General features: G+C 73.6%; 14 protein-coding genes. 10 read left to right on the top strand and 4 right to left on the bottom strand.

All coding sequences use genetic code 11. The features are described from left to right. Positions 1-572: 572 nt before the first annotated feature. The 6 genes from ligA to J2S44_RS25085 all read left to right on the top strand — a co-directional run bounded on the left by ligA (position 573) and on the right by J2S44_RS25085 (position 9,347). Positions 573-2,702, top strand: a complete 2,130-nt coding sequence (gene ligA / locus J2S44_RS25060; protein WP_374728015.1) for an NAD-dependent DNA ligase LigA — start codon at positions 573-575, stop codon at positions 2,700-2,702. 204 nt (positions 2,703-2,906) lie between these two features. Beyond that, a complete protein-coding gene (locus tag J2S44_RS25065; protein ID WP_374727903.1) occupies positions 2,907-5,255 on the top strand; it encodes a putative bifunctional diguanylate cyclase/phosphodiesterase in 2,349 nt (782 codons plus the stop codon). Between the two features lie 119 nt (positions 5,256-5,374). Beyond that, positions 5,375-5,674, top strand: a complete 300-nt coding sequence (gene gatC / locus J2S44_RS25070; protein ID WP_310418656.1) for an Asp-tRNA(Asn)/Glu-tRNA(Gln) amidotransferase subunit GatC — start codon at positions 5,375-5,377, stop codon at positions 5,672-5,674. 3 nt (positions 5,675-5,677) lie between these two features. Further along, positions 5,678-7,153: an Asp-tRNA(Asn)/Glu-tRNA(Gln) amidotransferase subunit GatA gene (gatA, locus tag J2S44_RS25075; RefSeq protein WP_310418658.1), complete on the top strand. Its 1,476-nt coding sequence runs from the start codon at positions 5,678-5,680 to the stop codon at positions 7,151-7,153. 101 nt (positions 7,154-7,254) lie between these two features. Next, on the top strand, positions 7,255-8,760 hold the full coding sequence (gene gatB / locus J2S44_RS25080) for an Asp-tRNA(Asn)/Glu-tRNA(Gln) amidotransferase subunit GatB (RefSeq protein WP_310418660.1): 1,506 nt from the start codon (positions 7,255-7,257) through the stop codon (positions 8,758-8,760). A 116-nt stretch (positions 8,761-8,876) separates the two neighbouring features. Next, on the top strand, positions 8,877-9,347 hold the full coding sequence (locus tag J2S44_RS25085) for a DUF4279 domain-containing protein (RefSeq protein ID WP_310418663.1): 471 nt from the start codon (positions 8,877-8,879) through the stop codon (positions 9,345-9,347). Here the strand turns inward: J2S44_RS25085 and J2S44_RS25090 are convergent, their stop codons facing one another. From J2S44_RS25090 to J2S44_RS25100, 3 genes are all read right to left on the bottom strand, one after another. Then, positions 9,348-11,951 (bottom strand): putative bifunctional diguanylate cyclase/phosphodiesterase, encoded by a 2,604-nt coding sequence (locus J2S44_RS25090; RefSeq protein ID WP_310418665.1) that lies wholly within the window; start codon positions 11,949-11,951, stop codon positions 9,348-9,350. Positions 11,952-12,107: 156 nt separating this feature from the next. Further along, positions 12,108-12,386 carry a ubiquitin-like small modifier protein 1 gene (locus J2S44_RS25095; protein WP_310418667.1) on the bottom strand — a complete coding sequence of 93 codons (279 nt, stop codon included), beginning with the start codon at positions 12,384-12,386 and terminating at the stop codon, positions 12,108-12,110. Then, the gene (locus J2S44_RS25100; protein ID WP_310418670.1) at positions 12,386-13,465 is read right to left on the bottom strand and encodes a WD40/YVTN/BNR-like repeat-containing protein; all 1,080 of its coding nucleotides are present in this window, start codon (positions 13,463-13,465) and stop codon (positions 12,386-12,388) included. The genes J2S44_RS25095 and J2S44_RS25100 overlap by 1 nt, the downstream gene beginning before the upstream one ends. Positions 13,466-13,596: 131 nt before the next feature. On the opposite strand from J2S44_RS25100, the gene J2S44_RS25105 reads away from it, so the two are divergent. Together J2S44_RS25105 and J2S44_RS25110 are read left to right on the top strand one after the other, a co-directional pair. Beyond that, on the top strand, positions 13,597-13,977 hold the full coding sequence (locus J2S44_RS25105; protein ID WP_310418672.1) for a PH domain-containing protein: 381 nt from the start codon (positions 13,597-13,599) through the stop codon (positions 13,975-13,977). Positions 13,978-14,027: 50 nt separating this feature from the next. Continuing rightward, entirely contained in the window at positions 14,028-14,768 is a 741-nt protein-coding gene (locus J2S44_RS25110; RefSeq protein ID WP_310418675.1) for an esterase/lipase family protein, read from the top strand. Between the two features lie 83 nt (positions 14,769-14,851). Here the strand turns inward: J2S44_RS25110 and J2S44_RS25115 are convergent, their stop codons facing one another. Next, positions 14,852-15,781 (bottom strand): 2-hydroxyacid dehydrogenase, encoded by a 930-nt coding sequence (locus J2S44_RS25115; protein ID WP_310418678.1) that lies wholly within the window; start codon positions 15,779-15,781, stop codon positions 14,852-14,854. A gap of 41 nt (positions 15,782-15,822) precedes the next feature. On the opposite strand from J2S44_RS25115, the gene J2S44_RS25120 reads away from it, so the two are divergent. Beyond that, positions 15,823-17,046 carry a PQQ-dependent sugar dehydrogenase gene (locus tag J2S44_RS25120; RefSeq protein ID WP_374728016.1) on the top strand — a complete coding sequence of 408 codons (1,224 nt, stop codon included), beginning with the start codon at positions 15,823-15,825 and terminating at the stop codon, positions 17,044-17,046. Between the two features lie 73 nt (positions 17,047-17,119). Next, positions 17,120-18,769, top strand: coding sequence for a metallophosphoesterase family protein (locus J2S44_RS25125; protein WP_310418681.1), 1,650 nt, complete (start codon positions 17,120-17,122; stop codon positions 18,767-18,769). The last annotated feature ends 233 nt before the right edge of the window (positions 18,770-19,002 follow it).

Raw genomic sequence — 19,002 nt, forward strand, 5'->3', positions numbered from 1 at the left:
AATTCGTCCAATCTCCTGGCTCGCAATGCCAAGTAGATCACCGAATTCGAATTCTGGTCAATCAAGTCGACATAGTTGACGTAGTCGATGACGTCACATCGCGGAGCAGGCGCCGGACAGCCGCCGGACGGCCGCCGGGCGGTCGCCGGGCAATGTCGACACAGATCGACCGGGGAACCTGGTCGACATAGTCGATTAAGTGCCCTAGGCTGATGAGCGTCTCTCCTGGCTCGCAACTACGGAGAGGCCCGAGCCCCGGCGTCGACTCCTCCGAGCGGTGTGACGCCGGGGCTCCCCGTGCGGCCGGGGTGACACGTAGGGGGCGGCATGCCGTCCAGGTGGCTTATGTGTCGCCCTGGCGACCCCGGTCCGCCGCGGCGCCGATCGCCCGTTCACGGCGGTTCCCGGCCGTCGACGTCGAAAACGTCGGACCTCCTCGTTACCGTGCTGGAGACGGCTGAGACGCCGGAGCGGGCGCGACGAGGCAGACGGGGGACGGGCCGATGGCGGGGAGCGCGGCGATGGCGCCGGACGGGGACATGACGGCCACCGGGGGCGTGCCGGAGGTCGACATGACCGCGGAGGATGGCATGACCGCGCAGGTCACGGCCGCGGGGATCGAGGCCGCCGGCCCACCGCCCACGGCCGAGGCGAGCCGGCGGCACGCCGAGTTGAGCGCCGAGCTGACCGACCATCAGTACCGGTACTACGTGCTGGACGCGCCGACGATCCCGGACGCGGAGTTCGACGCGCTGCTGCGCGAGCTGGAGGCGATCGAGCGGGAGTTCCCCGCGCTCCGCACGCCCGACTCGCCCACCCAGCGGGTCGGCGGCACGTTCTCGACGCTGTTCACGCCGGTGCGGCACGCCGAGCGGATGATGTCGCTCGACAACGTGTTCAGCAAGGAGCAGCTGGCGGCCTGGGTGGAGCGGGTGGTCCGGGACGCCGGTGGCCCGGTGCGCTTCATCTGCGAGCTCAAGGTCGACGGTCTCGCCATCAACCTCACCTACGAGAAGGGCCGGCTGGTCCGGGCGGCGACCCGCGGCGACGGATACACCGGTGAGGACGTCACGGCCAACGTGCGCACCATCCGCGAGATCCCGGAGCGGCTCGCCGGCGACGACGTGCCGGACCTGATCGAGGTGCGCGGGGAGATCTACTTCCCGGTCGAGGCGTTCGCCGGGCTCAACGCGAGCCTGGTCGAGCAGGGCCGGGCGCCGTTCGCCAATCCGCGCAACGCGGCCGCGGGCAGCCTGCGGCAGAAGGACCCGCGGATCACGGCGTCCCGGCCGCTGCGGATGGTCGTGCACGGGATCGGCGCGCGGTCCGGTTTCCAGCCGGCCGGCCAGTCCGCGGCGTACGCGGCACTGAGGTCGTGGGGGCTGCCGACCAGCGACCGGTGGCGCCTCGTCGACTCGGCCGCGGAGATAACCGCGTTCATCGACGAGTACGCGAAGAACCGGCACTCCGTCGAGCACGAGATCGACGGTGTGGTGATCAAGGCGGACGCGGTCTCGATCCAGGGACGGCTCGGGTCGACCAGCCGGGCGCCGCGGTGGGCGATCGCGTTCAAGTACCCGCCGGAGGAGGTCACCACGGTCCTGCGCGACATCCAGGTCAACGTGGGGCGCACCGGCCGGGTCACGCCGTTCGCGGTGATGGAGCCGGTCCGGGTCGCGGGGTCGACCGTGGAGCTGGCGACGCTGCACAACGCGCGCGAGGTCGAGCACAAGGGTGTGCTGATCGGCGACACGGTGGTGCTGCGCAAGGCCGGTGACGTGATCCCCGAGGTGCTCGGGCCGGTGCTGGAGAAGCGGCCGGCGGACGCGCGGGCGTTCGTGATGCCCGCGCGCTGTCCGTCCTGCGACGCGGAGCTGGCCCCCGCGAAGGAGTCGGACGTCGACATCCGGTGCCCCAACACGCGGTACTGCCCGGCGCAGCGCCGCGGCCGGCTGGAGTACCTGGCCAGCCGGGACGTGCTGGACATCGAGGCGCTCGGCAGCCGGTCCGCGGCCGCGCTGATCGACGACGGCGTGATCTTCGACGAGGGGGACCTCTTCGCGGTCGACGCGGACCGGCTGCGTACGTCGTCGTTCTTCGTGAACAAGGGCGGCACGCTCGGCGGCAACGCGCAGAAGCTGCTGGAGAACCTGGCCGAGGCGAAGCACCGGCAGCTGTGGCGGCTGCTGGTGGCGCTCTCGATCCGGCACGTCGGGCCGAGCGCGGCCAAGGATCTCGCGCGCGCGTTCGGGTCGGTCGACGCCATCGCGGCCGCGAGCGCGGAGCGGCTGGTCGTGGTCGACGGCGTCGGCGGGACCATCGCGGAGAGCGTGGCCGAGTGGTTCCGGGTCGACTGGCACCGGGAGATCGTCGACAAGTGGCGCGCGTCCGGCGTGGTGCTCGCCGAGGAGCGGGACCTGGACACGCCGCGGCCGCTGGAGTCGCTCACCGTCGTGGTCACCGGCACGCTGACCGGTTTCTCCCGGGATGCGGCGAAGGAGGCGATCGAGTCGCGCGGCGGCAAGGTGAGCGGCTCGGTGTCGAAGAAGACGCACTTCGTCGTGGTGGGGGAGAACCCCGGCAGCAAGGCGGACAAGGCGGCCGACCTGGGGGTGCCGATGCTGGACGAGGCCGGCTTCGAGGTGCTGCTCACCGACGGCCCGGACGCGGCCCGCGCGGTGGCGACGAACAGGGCGGAGTAGGGATCATCCCCCGCCCCGATGATTGCATCCGCAACTGAGCGTCATTGCCGTACGACGCAAGGTGATTGCGGTTGCATGTGACGTATATCAAGTTAGTCACGGCTACGCCCGTTTCATGCCTCGCTGGGTCCGTCGACCTATCGTGAATGCCGTCGACGCAGGCCTACGAGTCGACCGAGGCCTACAACACCCGGGGGAGGTCTCGTGGAGCCCGCATCGCTGCGCAACATGGTGCCGGCCGAGCGCGCGGTGCCGTTCCTCGGCTTCGTGTGGGCCGTGAGCCTGGCCGCCGCCGCCGCGTCGGTGCCGGCCCTGCTCGCGCTCCCCGGCCAGGTCGCCGATCTCCCGCTCGCCTTCTGGGTGCTGGCCGCGCTCGCCGTGCTGATCGACGCGCGGCCGTTCACGCCGATCGGGCGGCGCCGGCTCGGCGCGGCCATCCTCGCCTCGGTCTCGCTCACGTTCGCGATCCTGCTGGGCTGGGGTCTGGGCCCGGCGATCGTCGTGCAGGTGGTCGCGGTCGGGGTGTGCGGCGTTCGGATGCGCAGCAGCGTCTGGCGCACCGGCTTCAACACCGCCCAGCACGTGCTCGCGCTGGCCGCGGCCGCCGCGGTGCTCACGGCCGGGCCGGAGCTGGCGTTCCGGGCCGGCGGCAATCCGTCGTGGACGGACGTGCTGGCGGTCGTCGCGGCCTCGGCGGCCTGGTTCGCGGTCACCTACGGCACCGTCACGGTCGCGGTCTGGCTGCGCTTCGGCGGACGGTGGCCGGCGATGTTCGTCAGCGGTCTCGGCTTCGAGCTGCTGTCCGCGGGCGCGCTGCTGTTCCTCGGCCCGCTGCTGGTGGTCGCGGCGCACCTGAGCGCCGCGCTGATCCCGCTCATCCTGGTGCCGCTCTACGCGGTCTACCGGATGGCGCGGCTCACCACCGCGCACGAGAAGATCTCCCGGCTCGACCCGCTCACCGGCCTGGGCAACCGCAAGGCGCTGCTCACCGAGGTCGCGGACCAGATCGCCGGGCACGCGGAGCGCGCCGCCCGCGGCGAGGCGAACGGGCACATGGCGCTGCTCCTGCTGGACCTCGACCGGTTCAAGCGGGTCAACGACGCGCTCGGCCACGCGGTCGGCGACCGCCTGCTGACCGAGGTCGCCAAGCGGCTGGCCACCGTGGTCGGGCCGCCGGCCACGCTAGCTCGTCTCGGCGGCGACGAGTTCGCGGTGCTCGCGCCCCGGCTGGCGGACGCCACGGCCGCCCGGCGGCTGGCGGTCGAGATCGCCGGGGCGCTGGACGAGCCGGTCCCGCTCGACGGGCTGCCGCTCGACATCGGCGGGTCGATCGGCGTCGCGGTCTACCCGGAGCACGGCACCGACTTCGAGACGCTGATGCGGCACGCGGACGTCGCGATGTACGAGGCGAAGCACCGCGGCGACGCGGTCGCGGTCTACGCGCCGGAGGCCGACCACAACTCGCCGGAACGGCTCAGCCTGCTCGGCGACCTGCGCACCGCACTCGAGGTGACCGGCGGCGTGCGCGCCGAGCCCGGCGGGACCGGACTGCCGCAGCTGCCCGGCGCCGGCGAGATCCGGATGTACTACCAGCCGCAGGTCGCGATCGACACCGGCGAGGTGGTCGGCGTCGAGGCCCTGCTGCGCTGGCGGCACCCGGAGCGCGGCATGGTGCACCCGGAAGAGCTGATCAAGGCGGCCGAGCACACCGCCGTGATGCGGCTGCTCACCCGCCGCGTTGTCGACGACGTCATCGAGCAGCTCGCGGCGTGGCGGGACGCGGGCCTGCCGATGCGGGCCGCGCTCAACGTGAGCGTCCGGGACCTGCACACCGGCGACATCGTCGACCAGATCGAGGACCGCCTCGCCCGCTACCGGTTGCCCGCCGACCGCCTGCAGCTGGAGATCACCGAGAGCGCGCTGATGGCGGACCCGCGCCGGGTCCTGGTCACGCTCTCCCGGCTCTCCCGGCTCGGCATCGCGATCGCGCTCGACGACTTCGGCACCGGCTACTCGTCCATGCAGCACCTGCGCCGGCTGCCGCTGTCCGAGGTGAAGATCGATCGCTCGTTCGTGCTGGGCATGACCGCGGACGGCGACGACGCCGCGATCGTCCGGTCCATGATCGAGCTCGCCGGCGCGCTCGGCCTGCGCGTGGTCGCCGAGGGCGTCGAGGACGAGCGCACCTGGCGGATGCTGCACGCGGCCGGCTGCCACGTGGCGCAGGGCTGGTTCTACGGCCGGCCGATGCCGGCCGAGGAGTTCGGCGTCTGGCTGTCCCGCTACCGCCCGCCGGTCCTCCAGGACGCCCACCGCGCCGAGAGCCGCCCGGCCCCGGGGAGCCGGGCGCCGCGGGAGAGCCCGGCGGACACCCCGCCGCGGCGGACCGGCCGGCGCCCCACCAACCGGCGCGGGCACCAGTCCGACGGCGTGCCGGAGAGCCGGGCGGAGAGCGTGCTGGAAGGGCTCGGCGACACGCCGCCCGGCACCTCCGCGAGCACCGGCCGATCCATCCGGGGAGTCGCCCGGGCCGGTGCCGAGGGTGACAAATAGACTCGCACAGGTCACCGACCCGTGCGACGCTGCGCGCGAGCGTAAGTGCACGCCGGCCCTGCCCAGCGCTACGCCGGTCACAGGTCACCCGAAGAGCGAACTACCGAGGGGGCAATCCCATGGCCGCCATCTCCCGCGAGGAGGTCGCGCACCTGGCGCGCCTGTCGCGGCTAGCCGTGACGGAGCAGGAGCTGGACGTCTTCGCCGGCCAGCTCGACGTGATCCTGCAGTCGGTCGCCCGGATCGGCGAGGTCGCCGCGACGGACATCCCGCCGACCTCGCACTCGGTGCCGCTGACCAACGTGTTCCGCGACGACGTCGTGGTCCCCGGGCTGACGCAGGAGGCCGCGCTCTCCGGCGCCCCCGACGCCGAGGACGGGCGATTCCGCGTCCCGCGCATCCTGGATGAGGAGGCCTGAGCCATGTCGGATCTCACCCGGCTGACCGCGGCCGAGCTGGCCGCCACCATCGCGTCCGGTGACGTCTCCGCGGTCGAGGTGGCCCAGGCGCACCTGGACCGGATCGCCGCCGTGGACGAGCGCGTGCACGCGTTCCTGCACGTCGACACGGAGGGCGCGCTCGCCGCCGCCCGCGACGTGGACGCGCGGCGCGCCGCGGGCGAGGAGCTCGGCCCGCTGGCCGGCGTCCCGGTCGCGGTCAAGGACGTGCTCGCCACGAAGGGCGTCCCGACCACCGCGGCCTCCAAGATCCTGGAGGGCTGGCGCCCGCCGTACGACGCCACGATCGTCGAGCGGCTGCGCGCCGCCGGCACCGTGATGCTCGGCAAGACCAACATGGACGAGTTCGCGATGGGCTCGTCCACGGAATACTCGGCCTACGGCCCGACGAACAACCCATGGGACCTGGGCCGCATCCCCGGTGGTTCCGGCGGCGGCAGCGCGGCGGCCATCGCCGCGTACGAGGCACCGCTGGCCATCGGTACGGACACCGGTGGCTCGATCCGGCAGCCGGGCGCGGTGACCGGCACGGTCGGCGCCAAGCCGACCTACGGCGGTACGTCCCGGTACGGCCTGATCGCGTTCTCCTCCTCGCTGGACACGCCCGGCCCGTGCGCGCGCACCGTGCACGACGCGGCGCTGCTGCACTCGGTCATCGCCGGCCACGACCCGCGCGACTCCACCTCCATCCCGCAGCCGGTGCCGGACGTGGTCGCGGCCGCGCGGCTCGGCGCGACCGGCGACCTGACCGGCGTCAGGATCGGCCTGGTCACCGAGTTCGGCGGCGAGGGCGCGGAGCCCGGCGTGATGGCGGCGTACCGGGACTCGGTCGAGGCGCTGACCAAGCTCGGTGCCGAGATCGTCGAGATCTCCTGCCCGCACTTCCAGTACGCGCTGCCCGCCTACTACCTGATCGCGCCGAGCGAGGCCTCGTCGAACCTGGCCCGGTTCGACGGCGTCCGGTTCGGCCTGCGCACCGGCGACGACGGCAGCCACTCGCTGGAGGAGGTCATGTCGCTGACCCGCGAGGCCGGCTTCGGCCCCGAGGTCAAGCGCCGGATCATCCTGGGTACGTACGCGCTCTCGTCCGGCTACTACGACGCCTACTACGGCCAGGCGCAGAAGGTGCGCACGCTCATCACGCGCGACTTCACGTCCGCGTTCGAGCAGGTCGACGTGCTGGTCTCGCCGACCACGCCGTTCGTGGCGTTCCCGTTCGGCTCGCGCACCGGCGACCCGTACCAGATGTACCTCGCCGACCTGTTCACGATCCCGACGAACCTGTACGGCGGCCCGGCGATCTCCGTGCCGTGCGGTCTCTCCGAGGGCCTGCCGGTCGGGCTGCAGATCATGGCGCCGACGATGGCCGACGACCGGATGTACCGGGTCGCGGCCGCGCTGGAGTCCACGGTCGGCGTGCTCACACCGCCGGCGCTGTAAAGCCGTAGACACGGCGGGAGCCGGTCAGCGGCTCCCGCCGTACCCCCGCCGCCCGTTGCTCTTGATCGCCGCGGAAGCCTGAAGAATCCGGGAGAAAGTTCATGACCACGACCGTGCTGCCGCCGTACGACGACGTCGTCGCGCGCTACGAGCCGGTGATCGGCCTGGAGACGCACGTCGAGCTCGGGACGAACACGAAGATGTTCTGCGGGTGTCCGACCGAGTTCGGCGCGGAGCCCAACACCCAGGTCTGCCCGGTCTGCCTCGGCCTGCCCGGCGCGCTGCCGGCACCGAACCGCGCCGCGATCGAGGCGACCATCCGGATCGGTCTCGCGCTCAACTGCTCGATCGCCGAGTGGTGCCGCTTCGCCCGGAAGAACTACTTCTACCCGGACATGCCGAAGAACTTCCAGACCAGCCAGTACGACGAGCCGCTGTGCGTCGACGGCTACCTGGACGTCGAGGTGGACGGCGAGATGGTGCGCGTCGAGATCGAGCGCGTGCACCTGGAGGAGGACACCGGCAAGACGCTGCACGTCGGCGGCGCGACCGGGCGCATCCACGGCGCCACCGAGTCGCTGGTGGACTACAACCGGGCCGGCATCCCGCTGGTCGAGATCGTCACCAAGCCGATCCCGGGCACCGGGGCCAAGGCGCCGCTGGTCGCGCGCGCCTACGTGACCGAGCTGCGCGACATCATCCGCTCGCTGGACGTCTCCGACGTGCGGATGGAGCAGGGCTCGATGCGCTGCGACGTGAACACCTCGCTCAGCCCGGCCGGTTCCACCGAGTGGGGCACCCGCACCGAGACCAAGAACGTGAACTCGCTGCGCTCGGTCGAGCGCGCGGTCCGCGCCGAGATGATCCGGCAGGCGTCCGTGCTCGACTCCGGCGAGCGGATCTTCCAGGAGACCCGGCACTTCCAGGAGGACACCGGCGACACCCGTCCCGGCCGGTCCAAGGAGGAGGCGACCGACTACCGGTACTTCCCGGAGCCGGACCTGGTGCCGATGGCGCCGGACGCCGCCTGGGTGGCCGAGCTCAAGGCCGCGCTGCCGGAGCCGCCGCGGGTGCACCGCAAGCGGCTGCAGGAGGAGTGGGGCCTGACCGACCTGGACATGCAGTCCGTGGTCAACGCGGGCGCGGTCGAGCTGATCGAGGCGACCATCGCGGCCGGTGCGACCGCCGCGGGCGCGCGCAAGTGGTGGCTCGGCGAGCTGGCCCGGCGCGCGAACGAGGAGGGCATCGAGCTGTCCGCGGTCGGCGCCACCCCGGCGCAGGTCGCGGAGCTTCAGCAGCTGGTCGACGAGGGCAAGCTCAACGACAAGCTGGCCCGCGCGGTCCTGGAGGGCGTCGTCGCCGGCGAGGGCTCGCCGCGCGAGATCATGACCGCCCGCGGCCTGGGGGTCGTGTCCGACACCGGCGCGCTCACCGCCGCGGTCGACGAGGCGATCGCTGCGAACCCGGACATCGCCGCGAAGATCCGCGACGGCAAGGTCGCGGCCGCCGGCGCGCTGGTCGGCGCTGTCATGAAGACCACCCGCGGCCAGGCCGACGCCAAGACCGTCCGCGAACTGATCCTCTCCCGCCTCGGCGCCCAGGGCTGACCGGGACGGCCGGCACACGAGCCGGTGACGCAGACGCGGCCCGGCCGGAGGGCGCCCTCCGGCCGGGCCGCGCCGCACCGGGCGATCCCGCACGCCGGTTACCTGGACTCCCGTCCATGCCGGACACCCCGACCACGCGCCAGCGCGCCTACCTCTCCTTCTACGAGGCCACCGAGGCCGGGCCCGGCCTCGTGCCCGACGAGATCACCGAGATCGTCGGACTGCAGCCCACCGAGGCTCACCGGCGCGGCGACCCGGCGACCGGCCGGCCCTGGCCGCGCCATCGGTCCAGCGCCTGGCGGTACGAGCAGCCGGCGGCCGCCACCTACGACACCGAGGACGTCGTCCGCCGGCTCCTCGACGCGATCGAGCCCCACGCGGACGGCATCCGCGCCGCCTGCCGCACGCTCGGGCTGGGGGCGCGCGCCGAGGTGGTCATCGAGATGCACGCCACCCGGAAGAACACCTACGACGACGCGCTGGTGGTCACCACCCCGGCGATCTCCTACTCCGCGGAGACCGTGGCCCGCCTGGCCGCCCTGGACCTGTCGATCGACCACGACCAGTACGTCTTCCTGGGCGACTGATCAGGACAGCGTCGTCGGTTCGGTCAGGAACGCCTCGACGCGTTCCGCCGGTGCCGGCCGGGACAACCGGAAGCCCTGGCCCCGGCCCAGCCCGGCCCGCACCGCCTCGCGGACCTGCTCGGTGGTCTCCAGCCGCTCCGCCACGATCTCCAGGCCGAGCCGCCGGCCCAGCCCCACGATCACGTCGATCAGCGGCTGGCCGCCGGACTCCGGATCGACCGGACGGGAGATCAGCTCGCCGTCCACCTTCAGCATGTCCACCGGCATCCGGCGCAGCTGCGCCAGCGACGCCTGACCCGCGCCGAAGTCGTCGATCGCGGTCCGCACGCCCAGCGCCCGCAGCTTCGCGAACTGGGTGACCACCGCCGGCATGTCGTCCGGGATCCGGTCCTCCGCGACCTCCATGCACAGCCGCTCCGGCGCGATCCCGTGCGCGTTCAGCATCGCCGCGACCCGGTGCACGAAGTCCGGCACGGCCAGCTCGCGCGGCGACACGTTCACGGTCAGCGTCAGCGCCGGGTACCCCGGCGTCCAGTCCGCCAGCTGGCGCAGCGCGGTGGACAGCACCCACGTCCCGATCTCCGGCAGCACGCCGAGATCCTCCGCGACCGGCAGCAGCTCGCCGGGGTGCACCGTGCCGAGCACCGGGTTCCGCCACCGCAGCAGCGCCTCGACGCCGGCCGTGGTGCGGTCCGGCAGCGACAGGATCGGCTGGTAGACCAGGTCCAGCTCGCGGCGCTCGACGACGCCGACGATCTCCCGCTCGACGTCCATCCGCCGGACGAGCTGTTCCTCCAGGTACGAGTCGTACCACTCGATCCGGTCCGGTCCCTGCTGGCGTGCCCGGCGGCGGGCCAGGTCGGCCCGGTTCAGCACCTCGTCGATGCTGCTGGAGGACGGGCCCACCTCGGCCAGGCCGATGCTCACGTGCAGATCGATGATCGTGCCGGGCAGCTGGTACGGCGCGGTCAGTACGGTCAGCAGCCGGGTGCCCAGCGCGTACGCCAGCACCGGCCCCTGCACGGTGAGCACCGCGAACTCGCCGCCGCCGAGCCGGCCGGGCAGGTCGTCCGGCGTGAGCAGCGTCCGCATCCGCCGCCCGGCCTCGACCAGCAGCGCGTCCGCGGTCTCCCGCCCGCGCTGGTCGCTGATGTCCGCGATGCCGAGCAGTTCGACGACGAGCAGCGCGCCGGTGTGCCCCGGCACCGCCCGCTGCGCGGTCAGCGTCCGCATGATCTCGCGCCGGTTCGGCAGGCCGGTGAGCTGGTCCGTGTACGCCACCTCGTGCAGCTGCCGCTGCAACGCCACCCGGTCGCCGACGTCGCGCACGTGCACGACCAGCGCGTTCACCGCGGGCACGTCGCGCTGGTCGCTGATCGTCGACTCGGTGTCGCGCCACGCGCCGTACCCGTCCCGCAGCCGCGCCGTGACCAGCGGCGGCCGCTCCCCGCGCGTGCCCTCGAGCACCTCGCGGAGCGCGCCGGCCACGTCGGACCGGTCGTCCGGGTGCAGCAGCGACGCGAACGAGTGCCCGACCACCTCCGCGTCGGAGAGCCCGAACAGCCGGGCCGCGGCCGGCGACTGCCAGCGGACCACCAGGTCGGTGTCGAGCATCAGCGTGAGGTCGTTCGCGCCGGAGACCAGCGACCGGAACTGCGCCTCCTGCGCGGCGAGCCGCCGGCTGTACCGCCGGATGTCGACCACGGCCAGGATCTCCCGGAGCACCACACACGGGATGATCGAGAGCCCGAGCAGGACGGCTCGGGTGTCGAACGTGTGGCCGGCGAGCAGGTGGTAGACCGCGCTGCCGAGAGCGATCAGCATCGGCACCGCGAGCACCGGATAGCCGCTGAGCACGGACTCGGGCGTACCGGCGGGCGCGGGCGTGGGACCCTGCGAGGTGCGCTCCGCGCCGGCCGCCGCGACCAGCGGCCCGACCGCCACGGCGATCGTGGCGCCGAGCAGCACGAACGGGTTCCCCTCGTACGCGTAGTGCACGATCCCGCCGAGCCCGAGGATGGCCGTGACCGCGCCGGTGCCGCACAGCCAGGCGGCCGGGCGATAGGTCGTGACCCGCAGCGCGGTGATCACTATGACCGAGAGCGCGGCCGCGGCCAGCAGCGTGGCGGCCAGCGCGGCCGCCGGCATCGGCTCGTCGCCGGGTATCAGGTACGCCGCGAACGCCAGACTGGTGCCGACGCCCGCGCCGTCGATCCCGCGCCGGAGCCGGGCCGGGATAGTGGTGACCGTGCCCGGCATCAGGATGATCCCGGACAGGTAGACCAGCGCGGACGCGACGAGCCCGCCCAGCGCCACGTGCTCCCGCACGCCCGGCGGGGTGAGCAGCACGCCGAGCACGGTGCACCCCGCGGTGACCGCGCCCATGCCGAGCAGCCCGGCGCCGCGGCACGGCCCGAACGTCCGGGTGGCCGCGTGGATCTGCAGCGCCCGGCGGATCAGCGCGCCGGCGGCCTGCGCGGTGACCAGCACGATCGCCCCGCCGGCCGCGCCCGGTGCGGGCAGGCCGGGTGCGCCGAGCAGCGCCGCGAGACCGGCGGCGAGCAGCAGCGCGCCGGCCGCGGGCAGAACAATGGACGTGGGCACCGGGTGGTCCTGTCGCCGAGGGAACGCGAAAGGGTGGATCCGCCGCACCACGGCACGGCCGCACCTATCCATCAGCAACGATTGTTGCCTCGGTGAGTTACGGCACAGTAGCCGGGCCGGTCCCCAACCTACCGGGTACGCGCGGGGCGGTGCGCGTCACCCGCCCGCGACGGACGGAATGATCTGAATTTCCGCGCCGTCCGGCACCGGCGTATCGAGACCGCTCATCCGCCGGCACTCCTCGCCGTCGACATAGAGATTGACGTACCGCCGGAGCTCGCCCCGCTCGTCGCGTAGCCGCCTGGCCAGCCGCGGCCACCGCGCCGTGACCTCGGCCAGCACGTCGCGGACCGTGCCGGGCGCGGCCACCTCCAGCCGGGACGCGCCGGCCGCCTCGGGGCGGAGCACGCCGGGCAGCAGGATCACCGCGCCCATCAGATCACCGCCGCCCGCACGCAGAGCACGGCCGGCAGGTGCGCGGCGACCCGCGTCCACGAGTCGCCCTCGTCCAGGCTGGCGAAGACCTCACCGGACTTGGCGCCGAAGTAGACGCCGGCCGGGTCGCCCGCGTCCACGCACATCGCGTCGCGCAGCACGGACGGGTAGAACGGCGCGCTGGGCAACCCGGCGGACAGCGGCTCCCAGGACGCGCCGGCGTCCCGCGACCGGTAGACCCGGCAGCGGTGGTCGGCCGGGAACCGGTCCATGTCGGCGATCATCGGGAAGTTGTAGATCGTGCCGGGCCTGGACGGGTGCGCCACGATCGGGAAGCCGAAGTCGCCCGGCAGCGGGTCGGCGATCGACGTCCAGCTCGCCGCGCCGTCGTCGGACCGGTAGACGCCGTGGTGGACCTGCGCGTAGAACCGGTCCGGGTCGGCGCCGTCCCGTGCCACCTTGTGGACACACTGCCCGTACTCCGGGAAGGGGTCGGGCACGTGCACCGCGCGGATGCCCGCGTTGCCGGGCGTCCAGGTCTCGCCGCGGTCCGCCGTGCGGTAGACGCCGCCGGTGGACATCGCCACCACCATGCGCCCGTCGTCGCGCGGGTCGGGCAGGATCGTGTGGATCGCCTGACCGCCGCCGCCCGGCTCCCAGGTCGGCCGGTGCGGGTGCTCCCACAGGCCGCGGACCAGGGAGAACGAGCGCCCACCGTCCTCCGAGCGGAACAGCGCGGACGGCTCCGTACCCGCGTAGACGATCTCCGGCCGGTCCGCCGGCCCCGGGGCCAGCTGCCACACCCGCTCCAGCGCGGCACCGGTGTCCTCCGGGAAGACGATGGCCGGGTCGTCCGGCTCCACCCAGGTCCTGCCGAGGTCGGAGCTGATCGCCACGCTCGGTCCCCAGTGCGCGCTCGACGCGCCGACCAGGATCCGTGGCGTGCCGCCGCGCGTGTCGATCGCGACCGCGTACACCGACTTCACCGCGAAGTGGAGCGCGCTCACCTCCCACTCCCCGCCGTCGTGGGTCGCGAGGAACAACCCCTTCTCCGTGCCGATCGCCACCAGTCGCGCCATGTCGATACCTCGATCCCCAAGGTCGGATAACCGCTGCTCATGACCGTTCCGCGGTCAGTATGCCGGGCACCTGCGACAATTCCGCGCACCCGCCGTCCACGGCCGGGTGACGCCGGTGGGAGGATGCGGGGGTGAGCAGCGGAAAGTCCACGGTGATCCGATACCGCCAGGCCGGCCCGATCGCGATCGCGGCCGCGTTCGCGACGGTCGGCGCGCTGCCGGTGGCCGCGGAGAACCCGTGGTTGCTCACCGTCTGCCTGATCCCGCTGGCCGTGCTCGTCTGGGCGGTCCGTTCCGGCACCGACGCCGGCCCGCAGGGCCTGCGGGTCCGCGCGCTGCTCGGCTCGCGGCGGATAGCGTGGCCGGAGGTCGCCGAGATCGCGCCGGGCGGCCGCAACCGGGTCTTCGCGCTGCTCACCGACGGCACCGTGATCCGCCTGACCGGCGTCCCGGCCCGCGCGGTCCCGCAGCTGCTGAAGGCCGGCGAGCAGACGCTGGCCACCGAGGACTGAAATTCCGAAATAAGCCCTGAATCGGGCGTGCTGGTCATATCGTCCGAGGCATGCGCCGCCCGCTCCTCGCCGCCCGCACGGCCGCCGCCGCCCGCGCCACTGCCGCCGCCCGCGCCCGCGCCACCGCCGCCGCCCGCGCCACTGCCGCCCTCGCGGCCGCGATCCTCACCGTAGCGGTCCCCGCCGCGCCCGCGCGGGCCGCGACGGCCGGCCCGGTGATCCTGATCCACGGGTACAACAGCTCCACCGCCACCTGGGACCTGCTGGTCACCCGGCTCCGCGCGGCCGGCTACGACAGCGGCGACATCCACACGTTCGGCTACCGGTACCGCCAGTCCAACGTCACCTCGGCCGAACGCCTCGCCGACTACGTACGGGACGTCCGCGAGGACCACGGCGGCGCGAAGGTCGACCTGGTCGGGCACTCGATGGGCGCGGTGGTCGCCCGCTACTACGTGCGCACCCTCGGCGGCACCGCCACCGTCGACGACCTGGTCTCGCTCGCCGGCCCGCACCATGGCACCCACATGCTGTCGGTCTGCCGCTTCCACGCCTCCTGCCGCGAGGTGCTCCCCGGCTCGGCCTTCCTGCGCGCGCTCAACGCCGGCGACGAGACCCCCGGCGCCGTCGACTACCGCACGTTCTACTCGAAGTGCGACCTGGTCGTCGTCCCGTACACCAGCGCGATGCTCGACGGCGCCCGGAACACCGACGCGGGCTGCGTCGGGCACACCGAGTTCCGGCTGGTGCCGTCCGTGGCCGAGCAGGTCATCGCGGAACTGCGGAACTGACGCCGCGCCGCCCGAACCCGCACGGTGCCGGGCTCGACGCAGCCACCGGTGCCCGGGCGCGGTGACGCCCGGGCCGGCGATGCTCAGTATCCGTCGGTGACCACGTTCTCCAGGGGCCGGCCGGCCGCGAACCGGCGGAGCTGGGCGCCGGCCAGCGCGTAGGCGCGGCGGTGGAGCCCGTGCACGGAACCGGCGACGTGCGGGGTGATCAGGACGTTCGGCAGGGTCCAGAGCGGATGGTCGGTGGGCAGCGGCTCCGGGTCGGTGACGTCGAGGGCGGCGCGAAGCCGGCCCGAGGACACCTCGGCGAGCAGGGCCTCCGTGTCGAGGACGGGGCCGCGGGCCGCGTTGACCAGCAGCGCGCCGTCGGGCATCGCGGCCAGGAAGCCGGCGTCGGCCAGGCCGCGGGTGGCGTCGGTGAGCGGGACGAGCAGCACCACGACGTCGGCGTGCGGGAGCAGCGCGGGCAGGTCCTCGACCGCGTGCACGTCGTCGGCGGGCCGGGCGCGGCGGGCGACCAGCGTGACCGTCGTCTCGAACGGGCGGAGGCGGGCGGCGAGCGCGGTGCCGATCGAGCCGGCGCCGACGATCAGCACGCGCTTGCCGGCCAGCTCGTCCGTGGGGGTGTGCGCGGCGTAGGCCCACTCCCGGCCGGCCTGCGCCCGGACGAAGGCCGGGAAGGCGCGCAGGTGGCTCAGGATCGCGGTCATCGCCCACTCGGCCGTGGAGGAGTCGTGCACGCCGCGGGCGTCGCAGAGCGTCACGTGCGCGGGGAGCTGGCCGGTCCAGACCTCGGCACCCGCGCTGAGCAGCTGCACGACCTCGAGGTCGGGGAAGCGCGCGGCCAGGGCGGCGGCGCCGTCGCGGGCCAGGAACGGCGGCACCCAGAACCGGACGCCGTCCGGCGCGGACGGCATCGGTGCGTCGGGGCCGGACAGCACCTCCACGGTCGTGTCCGGCGGCAGCGGACCCAGCAATCCGGCGCCGTGCTCGTGCGGAACCCAGATCTTCATGCTGACGACGTTATCCGGCGGTCCGGGAACGCTCAGGGAGCCTGGTTACTCTGGATCGCGTGATCCGAGCCCGCCGTCGACCGGCCACCCGCGCGCTGCTCGCCGGGGCGCTGGTGTTCCCGCTGCTCACCGCGTGCTCCTTCGGGCCGCCGAGCGAGGAACAGGCGGGTTCACCGCCGCGGTTCCCCACCCCGAGCGGCAGCGTCGCACCGCGCGGTGGCGGAGGCAGCGGTGAGGCGGCGGTGACCGTGCTGGCGCGCGGCCTGGACGTACCGTGGGGGATCGGTTTCCTGCCGGACGGCGGCGCCCTGGTCACCGAGCGCGACACGGGACGGCTGGTGAAGGTCGGGCCGGAGTCGGACCGGACCGGGCCGCGGGTGTCCGCGATCGCGGACCTCAGCGACGCGATCGAGCCGGGCGGCGAGGGTGGCCTGCTCGGCATCGCGGTGTCGCCGGATTTCAAGGCCGACCGTACGGTGTTCGTCTACTACACGACCGCGGAGGACAACCGCGTCGGCCGGTTCACGCTGGGCGCGGACCCGGCCGGCGAGGACCTTCCGATGGTGACGCCGGAGCCGATCCTGACCGGCATCCCGCGCAGCGGCGTGCACAACGGCGGGCGGCTCGCGTTCGGGCCGGACGGGTTCCTCTACGCGACCACCGGCGACGGCTCGGACGGCGACCTCGCGCAGGACCCGAAGAGCCTCGGCGGCAAGATCCTGCGGATCACCCGGGACGGGAAGCCGGCCGAGGGCAACCCGGACGCGGCGTCACCGGTCTGGTCGCTCGGCCACCGCAACGTGCAGGGGCTGGCCTGGGACGAGGGCAAGCGGATGTACGCGACCGAGTTCGGCCAGGACACGTTCGACGAGCTGAACGTGATCGAGCCGGGGAAGAACTACGGCTGGCCGGCCGTGGAGGGCGCACCGCCGTCGCCGGACCCGGCGTTCACCGCGCCGCTGGTCACCTGGCCGACCGACGAGGCGTCCTGTTCCGGCCTGGCGATGGTGGAACGCACGCTGGTCGCGGCCTGCCTGAAGGGCCAGCGGCTGTGGCTGGTCGAGACGACCGAGCAGGGCACCGTCTTCGGCAGCCCGTCCGAGGCGCTGGCCGGGCAGTTCGGCCGGCTCCGCACCGCGGTCGCGGCGCCGGACGGATCGGTCTGGATCAGCACGTCGAACACGGACGGGCGGGGCACCCCGGCCGCGGACGACGACCGGATCATCCGGCTCGTGTTCAGCGGCGGCGGCGCCGGCAAGATCTGACCCGGAAACACCGGAAAGAAGATCCACACCCAGGTTTCACACCCGCGTACGGCGGGCAGGCGAGAATTTGCACATGGACGGTCCGGAGAACCAGCCCGACACCGCCGCCGGAGAGGACCCCACGCCGGCGGCGCGGTCCCGCCTGCGCGCGGTGCCGCGCGTGCTGCGCCGTCCGCTCGCCCGCCGGGCCGGCTCCGCGCTCGCGATCCTGGCGGTCGCGGTCGCCGGCGTCGCGCTCGGGCTGCTGCTGGCCGGCCGGGTGGACGCGGACATCGGCCCGTTCCGCGCGGAGCTGTCCGTCGGCCCGTCGCTGACCGGCGACACGAAGGTCAACATCCCGCCGCTCGGCTCGCTGGCCCTGGACACCCACCAGGGACCGTCCCAGCTCACGGTCGAGCTCGGCGAGCTGGACCAGGGGCGCGTCGAGGCGCTGATCGACGACCCGACCGGGATCACGCGCGCGACCCAGTCCGTGGTCGGCGACATCCAGCGCGGCCTGATGCGGCTCGGGTTCCGCGCGGCCGCGGTCTCGATGCTGGCCGCGATGATCCTGGCCGCGCTGATCTACCGGCGGGCGCGCCCGGTCGCCGCGTCCGGGCTGACCGCGCTCGCGCTGGTGCTCGGCTCACTCGGCGTCGGCGCGCTCACCATCCGCCCGCAGTCGATCGAGGAGCCGCGGTACGAGGGCCTGCTGGTCAACGCGCCCGCGCTGATCGGTGACGTGCAGAAGATCGCCAGCGACTACAACAAGTACGCGGAGCAGCTGCAACGCCTGGTCGGCAACGTCAGCCGGATCTACGCCACGGTCTCCACGCTGCCGGTCTACGAGCCGCAGGAGGGCACCACCCGCATCCTGCACGTCTCCGACCTGCACCTGAACCCGGCCGCCTGGCCGGTGATCCGCACGATCGTGGAGCAGTACCGGATCGACGCGGTGATCGACACCGGCGACATCACGGACTGGGGCAGCGAGCCGGAGGCGTCCTACGTCGCCTCGATCGGCCTGCTCGACGTCCCGTACGTCTACATCCGCGGCAACCACGACTCCTCGCCGACCCAGGCCGCGGTCGCCGGCCAGCAGAACGCGGTGGTGCTGGACAACCAGATCGCGGACGTGGCCGGCCTGACCGTCGCCGGCATCGGCGACCCCCGGTTCACGCCGGACAAGGAGACCGCGGGCCGGGAGACCACCGAGGAGGAGCAGGCCAGGCTCGCCGCGACCGGCGCCCGGCTGGACGCGACCATCGAGGCCGGTGGCCGCCCGGTGCAGATCGCGCTGGTCCACGACCCGAAGATGGCCGGCCCGCTCGCCGGTGACGTGCCGGTCGTGCTGGCCGGGCACACCCACAACCGCGAGGTCCGCGAGCTCGAGCCGGGCGCGCCCACGCTGCTGATGACGCAGGGCTCCAGCGGCGGCGCCGGGCTGCGCGGCCTGGAGTCGGAGGAGCCGGTGCCGCTCGCGCTCTCCGTGCTGTACTTCGACGAGACCAAGTCGCTGCAGGCCTACGACGACATCCGGGTCGGCGGCACCGGCCAGTCCCAGGTCACGCTGGAGCGGCACCTGATCGGCGACACGATCGCGGCCCGCCCCACCCCGGCCGCCGAGCCGTCCGGGCCCACCCCGGCCGAGCCGTCCCAGCCGTCTCCGGCGGTCCCGCCGTCGCCCACCCGGGCCGAGCCGTCCCCGCCGGTCCCGGCCGGCCCGTCGCCCACCGGTTCCTGAGCGAACCCGCCGGTTCCGGAGCGGCCGGTTCCGGAGCGGCCGGTTCCGGAGCGGCCGGTTCCCGAGCGGCCGGTTCCCGAGCGGCCGCTCCCGGAGCGACCGGTTCCACAGCGACCGGTTCCACAGCGACAGGAGCGGGCAGACCGTCTTCCCGCTTCCGGCGTGGTGACGTTCCGAGTGCTCCCGCGGGCACCGGTCGGCCGCGGGCGGCCTCCCTGCCGGTGGGGTGGGTG

It is taken from the genome of Catenuloplanes niger (assembly GCF_031458255.1).
Taxonomy (GTDB): Bacteria; Actinomycetota; Actinomycetes; order Mycobacteriales; family Micromonosporaceae; genus Catenuloplanes; species Catenuloplanes niger.

What these genes read in the sequence shown, in the direction of transcription:
- ligA (WP_374728015.1), top strand. Translation starts at nt 573, where the DNA reads ATGACCGCGGAGGATGGCATGACCGCGCAGGTCACGGCCGCGGGGATC.
- gatC (WP_310418656.1), top strand. Translation starts at nt 5,375, where the DNA reads ATGGCCGCCATCTCCCGCGAGGAGGTCGCGCACCTGGCGCGCCTGTCG.
- gatA (WP_310418658.1), top strand. Translation starts at nt 5,678, where the DNA reads ATGTCGGATCTCACCCGGCTGACCGCGGCCGAGCTGGCCGCCACCATC.
- gatB (WP_310418660.1), top strand. Translation starts at nt 7,255, where the DNA reads ATGACCACGACCGTGCTGCCGCCGTACGACGACGTCGTCGCGCGCTAC.
- J2S44_RS25085 (WP_310418663.1), top strand. Translation starts at nt 8,877, where the DNA reads ATGCCGGACACCCCGACCACGCGCCAGCGCGCCTACCTCTCCTTCTAC.
- J2S44_RS25095 (WP_310418667.1), bottom strand. Translation starts at nt 12,386, where the DNA reads ATGGGCGCGGTGATCCTGCTGCCCGGCGTGCTCCGCCCCGAGGCGGCC.
- J2S44_RS25100 (WP_310418670.1), bottom strand. Translation starts at nt 13,465, where the DNA reads ATGGCGCGACTGGTGGCGATCGGCACGGAGAAGGGGTTGTTCCTCGCG.
- J2S44_RS25110 (WP_310418675.1), top strand. Translation starts at nt 14,028, where the DNA reads ATGCGCCGCCCGCTCCTCGCCGCCCGCACGGCCGCCGCCGCCCGCGCC.
- J2S44_RS25115 (WP_310418678.1), bottom strand. Translation starts at nt 15,781, where the DNA reads ATGAAGATCTGGGTTCCGCACGAGCACGGCGCCGGATTGCTGGGTCCG.
- J2S44_RS25125 (WP_310418681.1), top strand. Translation starts at nt 17,120, where the DNA reads ATGGACGGTCCGGAGAACCAGCCCGACACCGCCGCCGGAGAGGACCCC.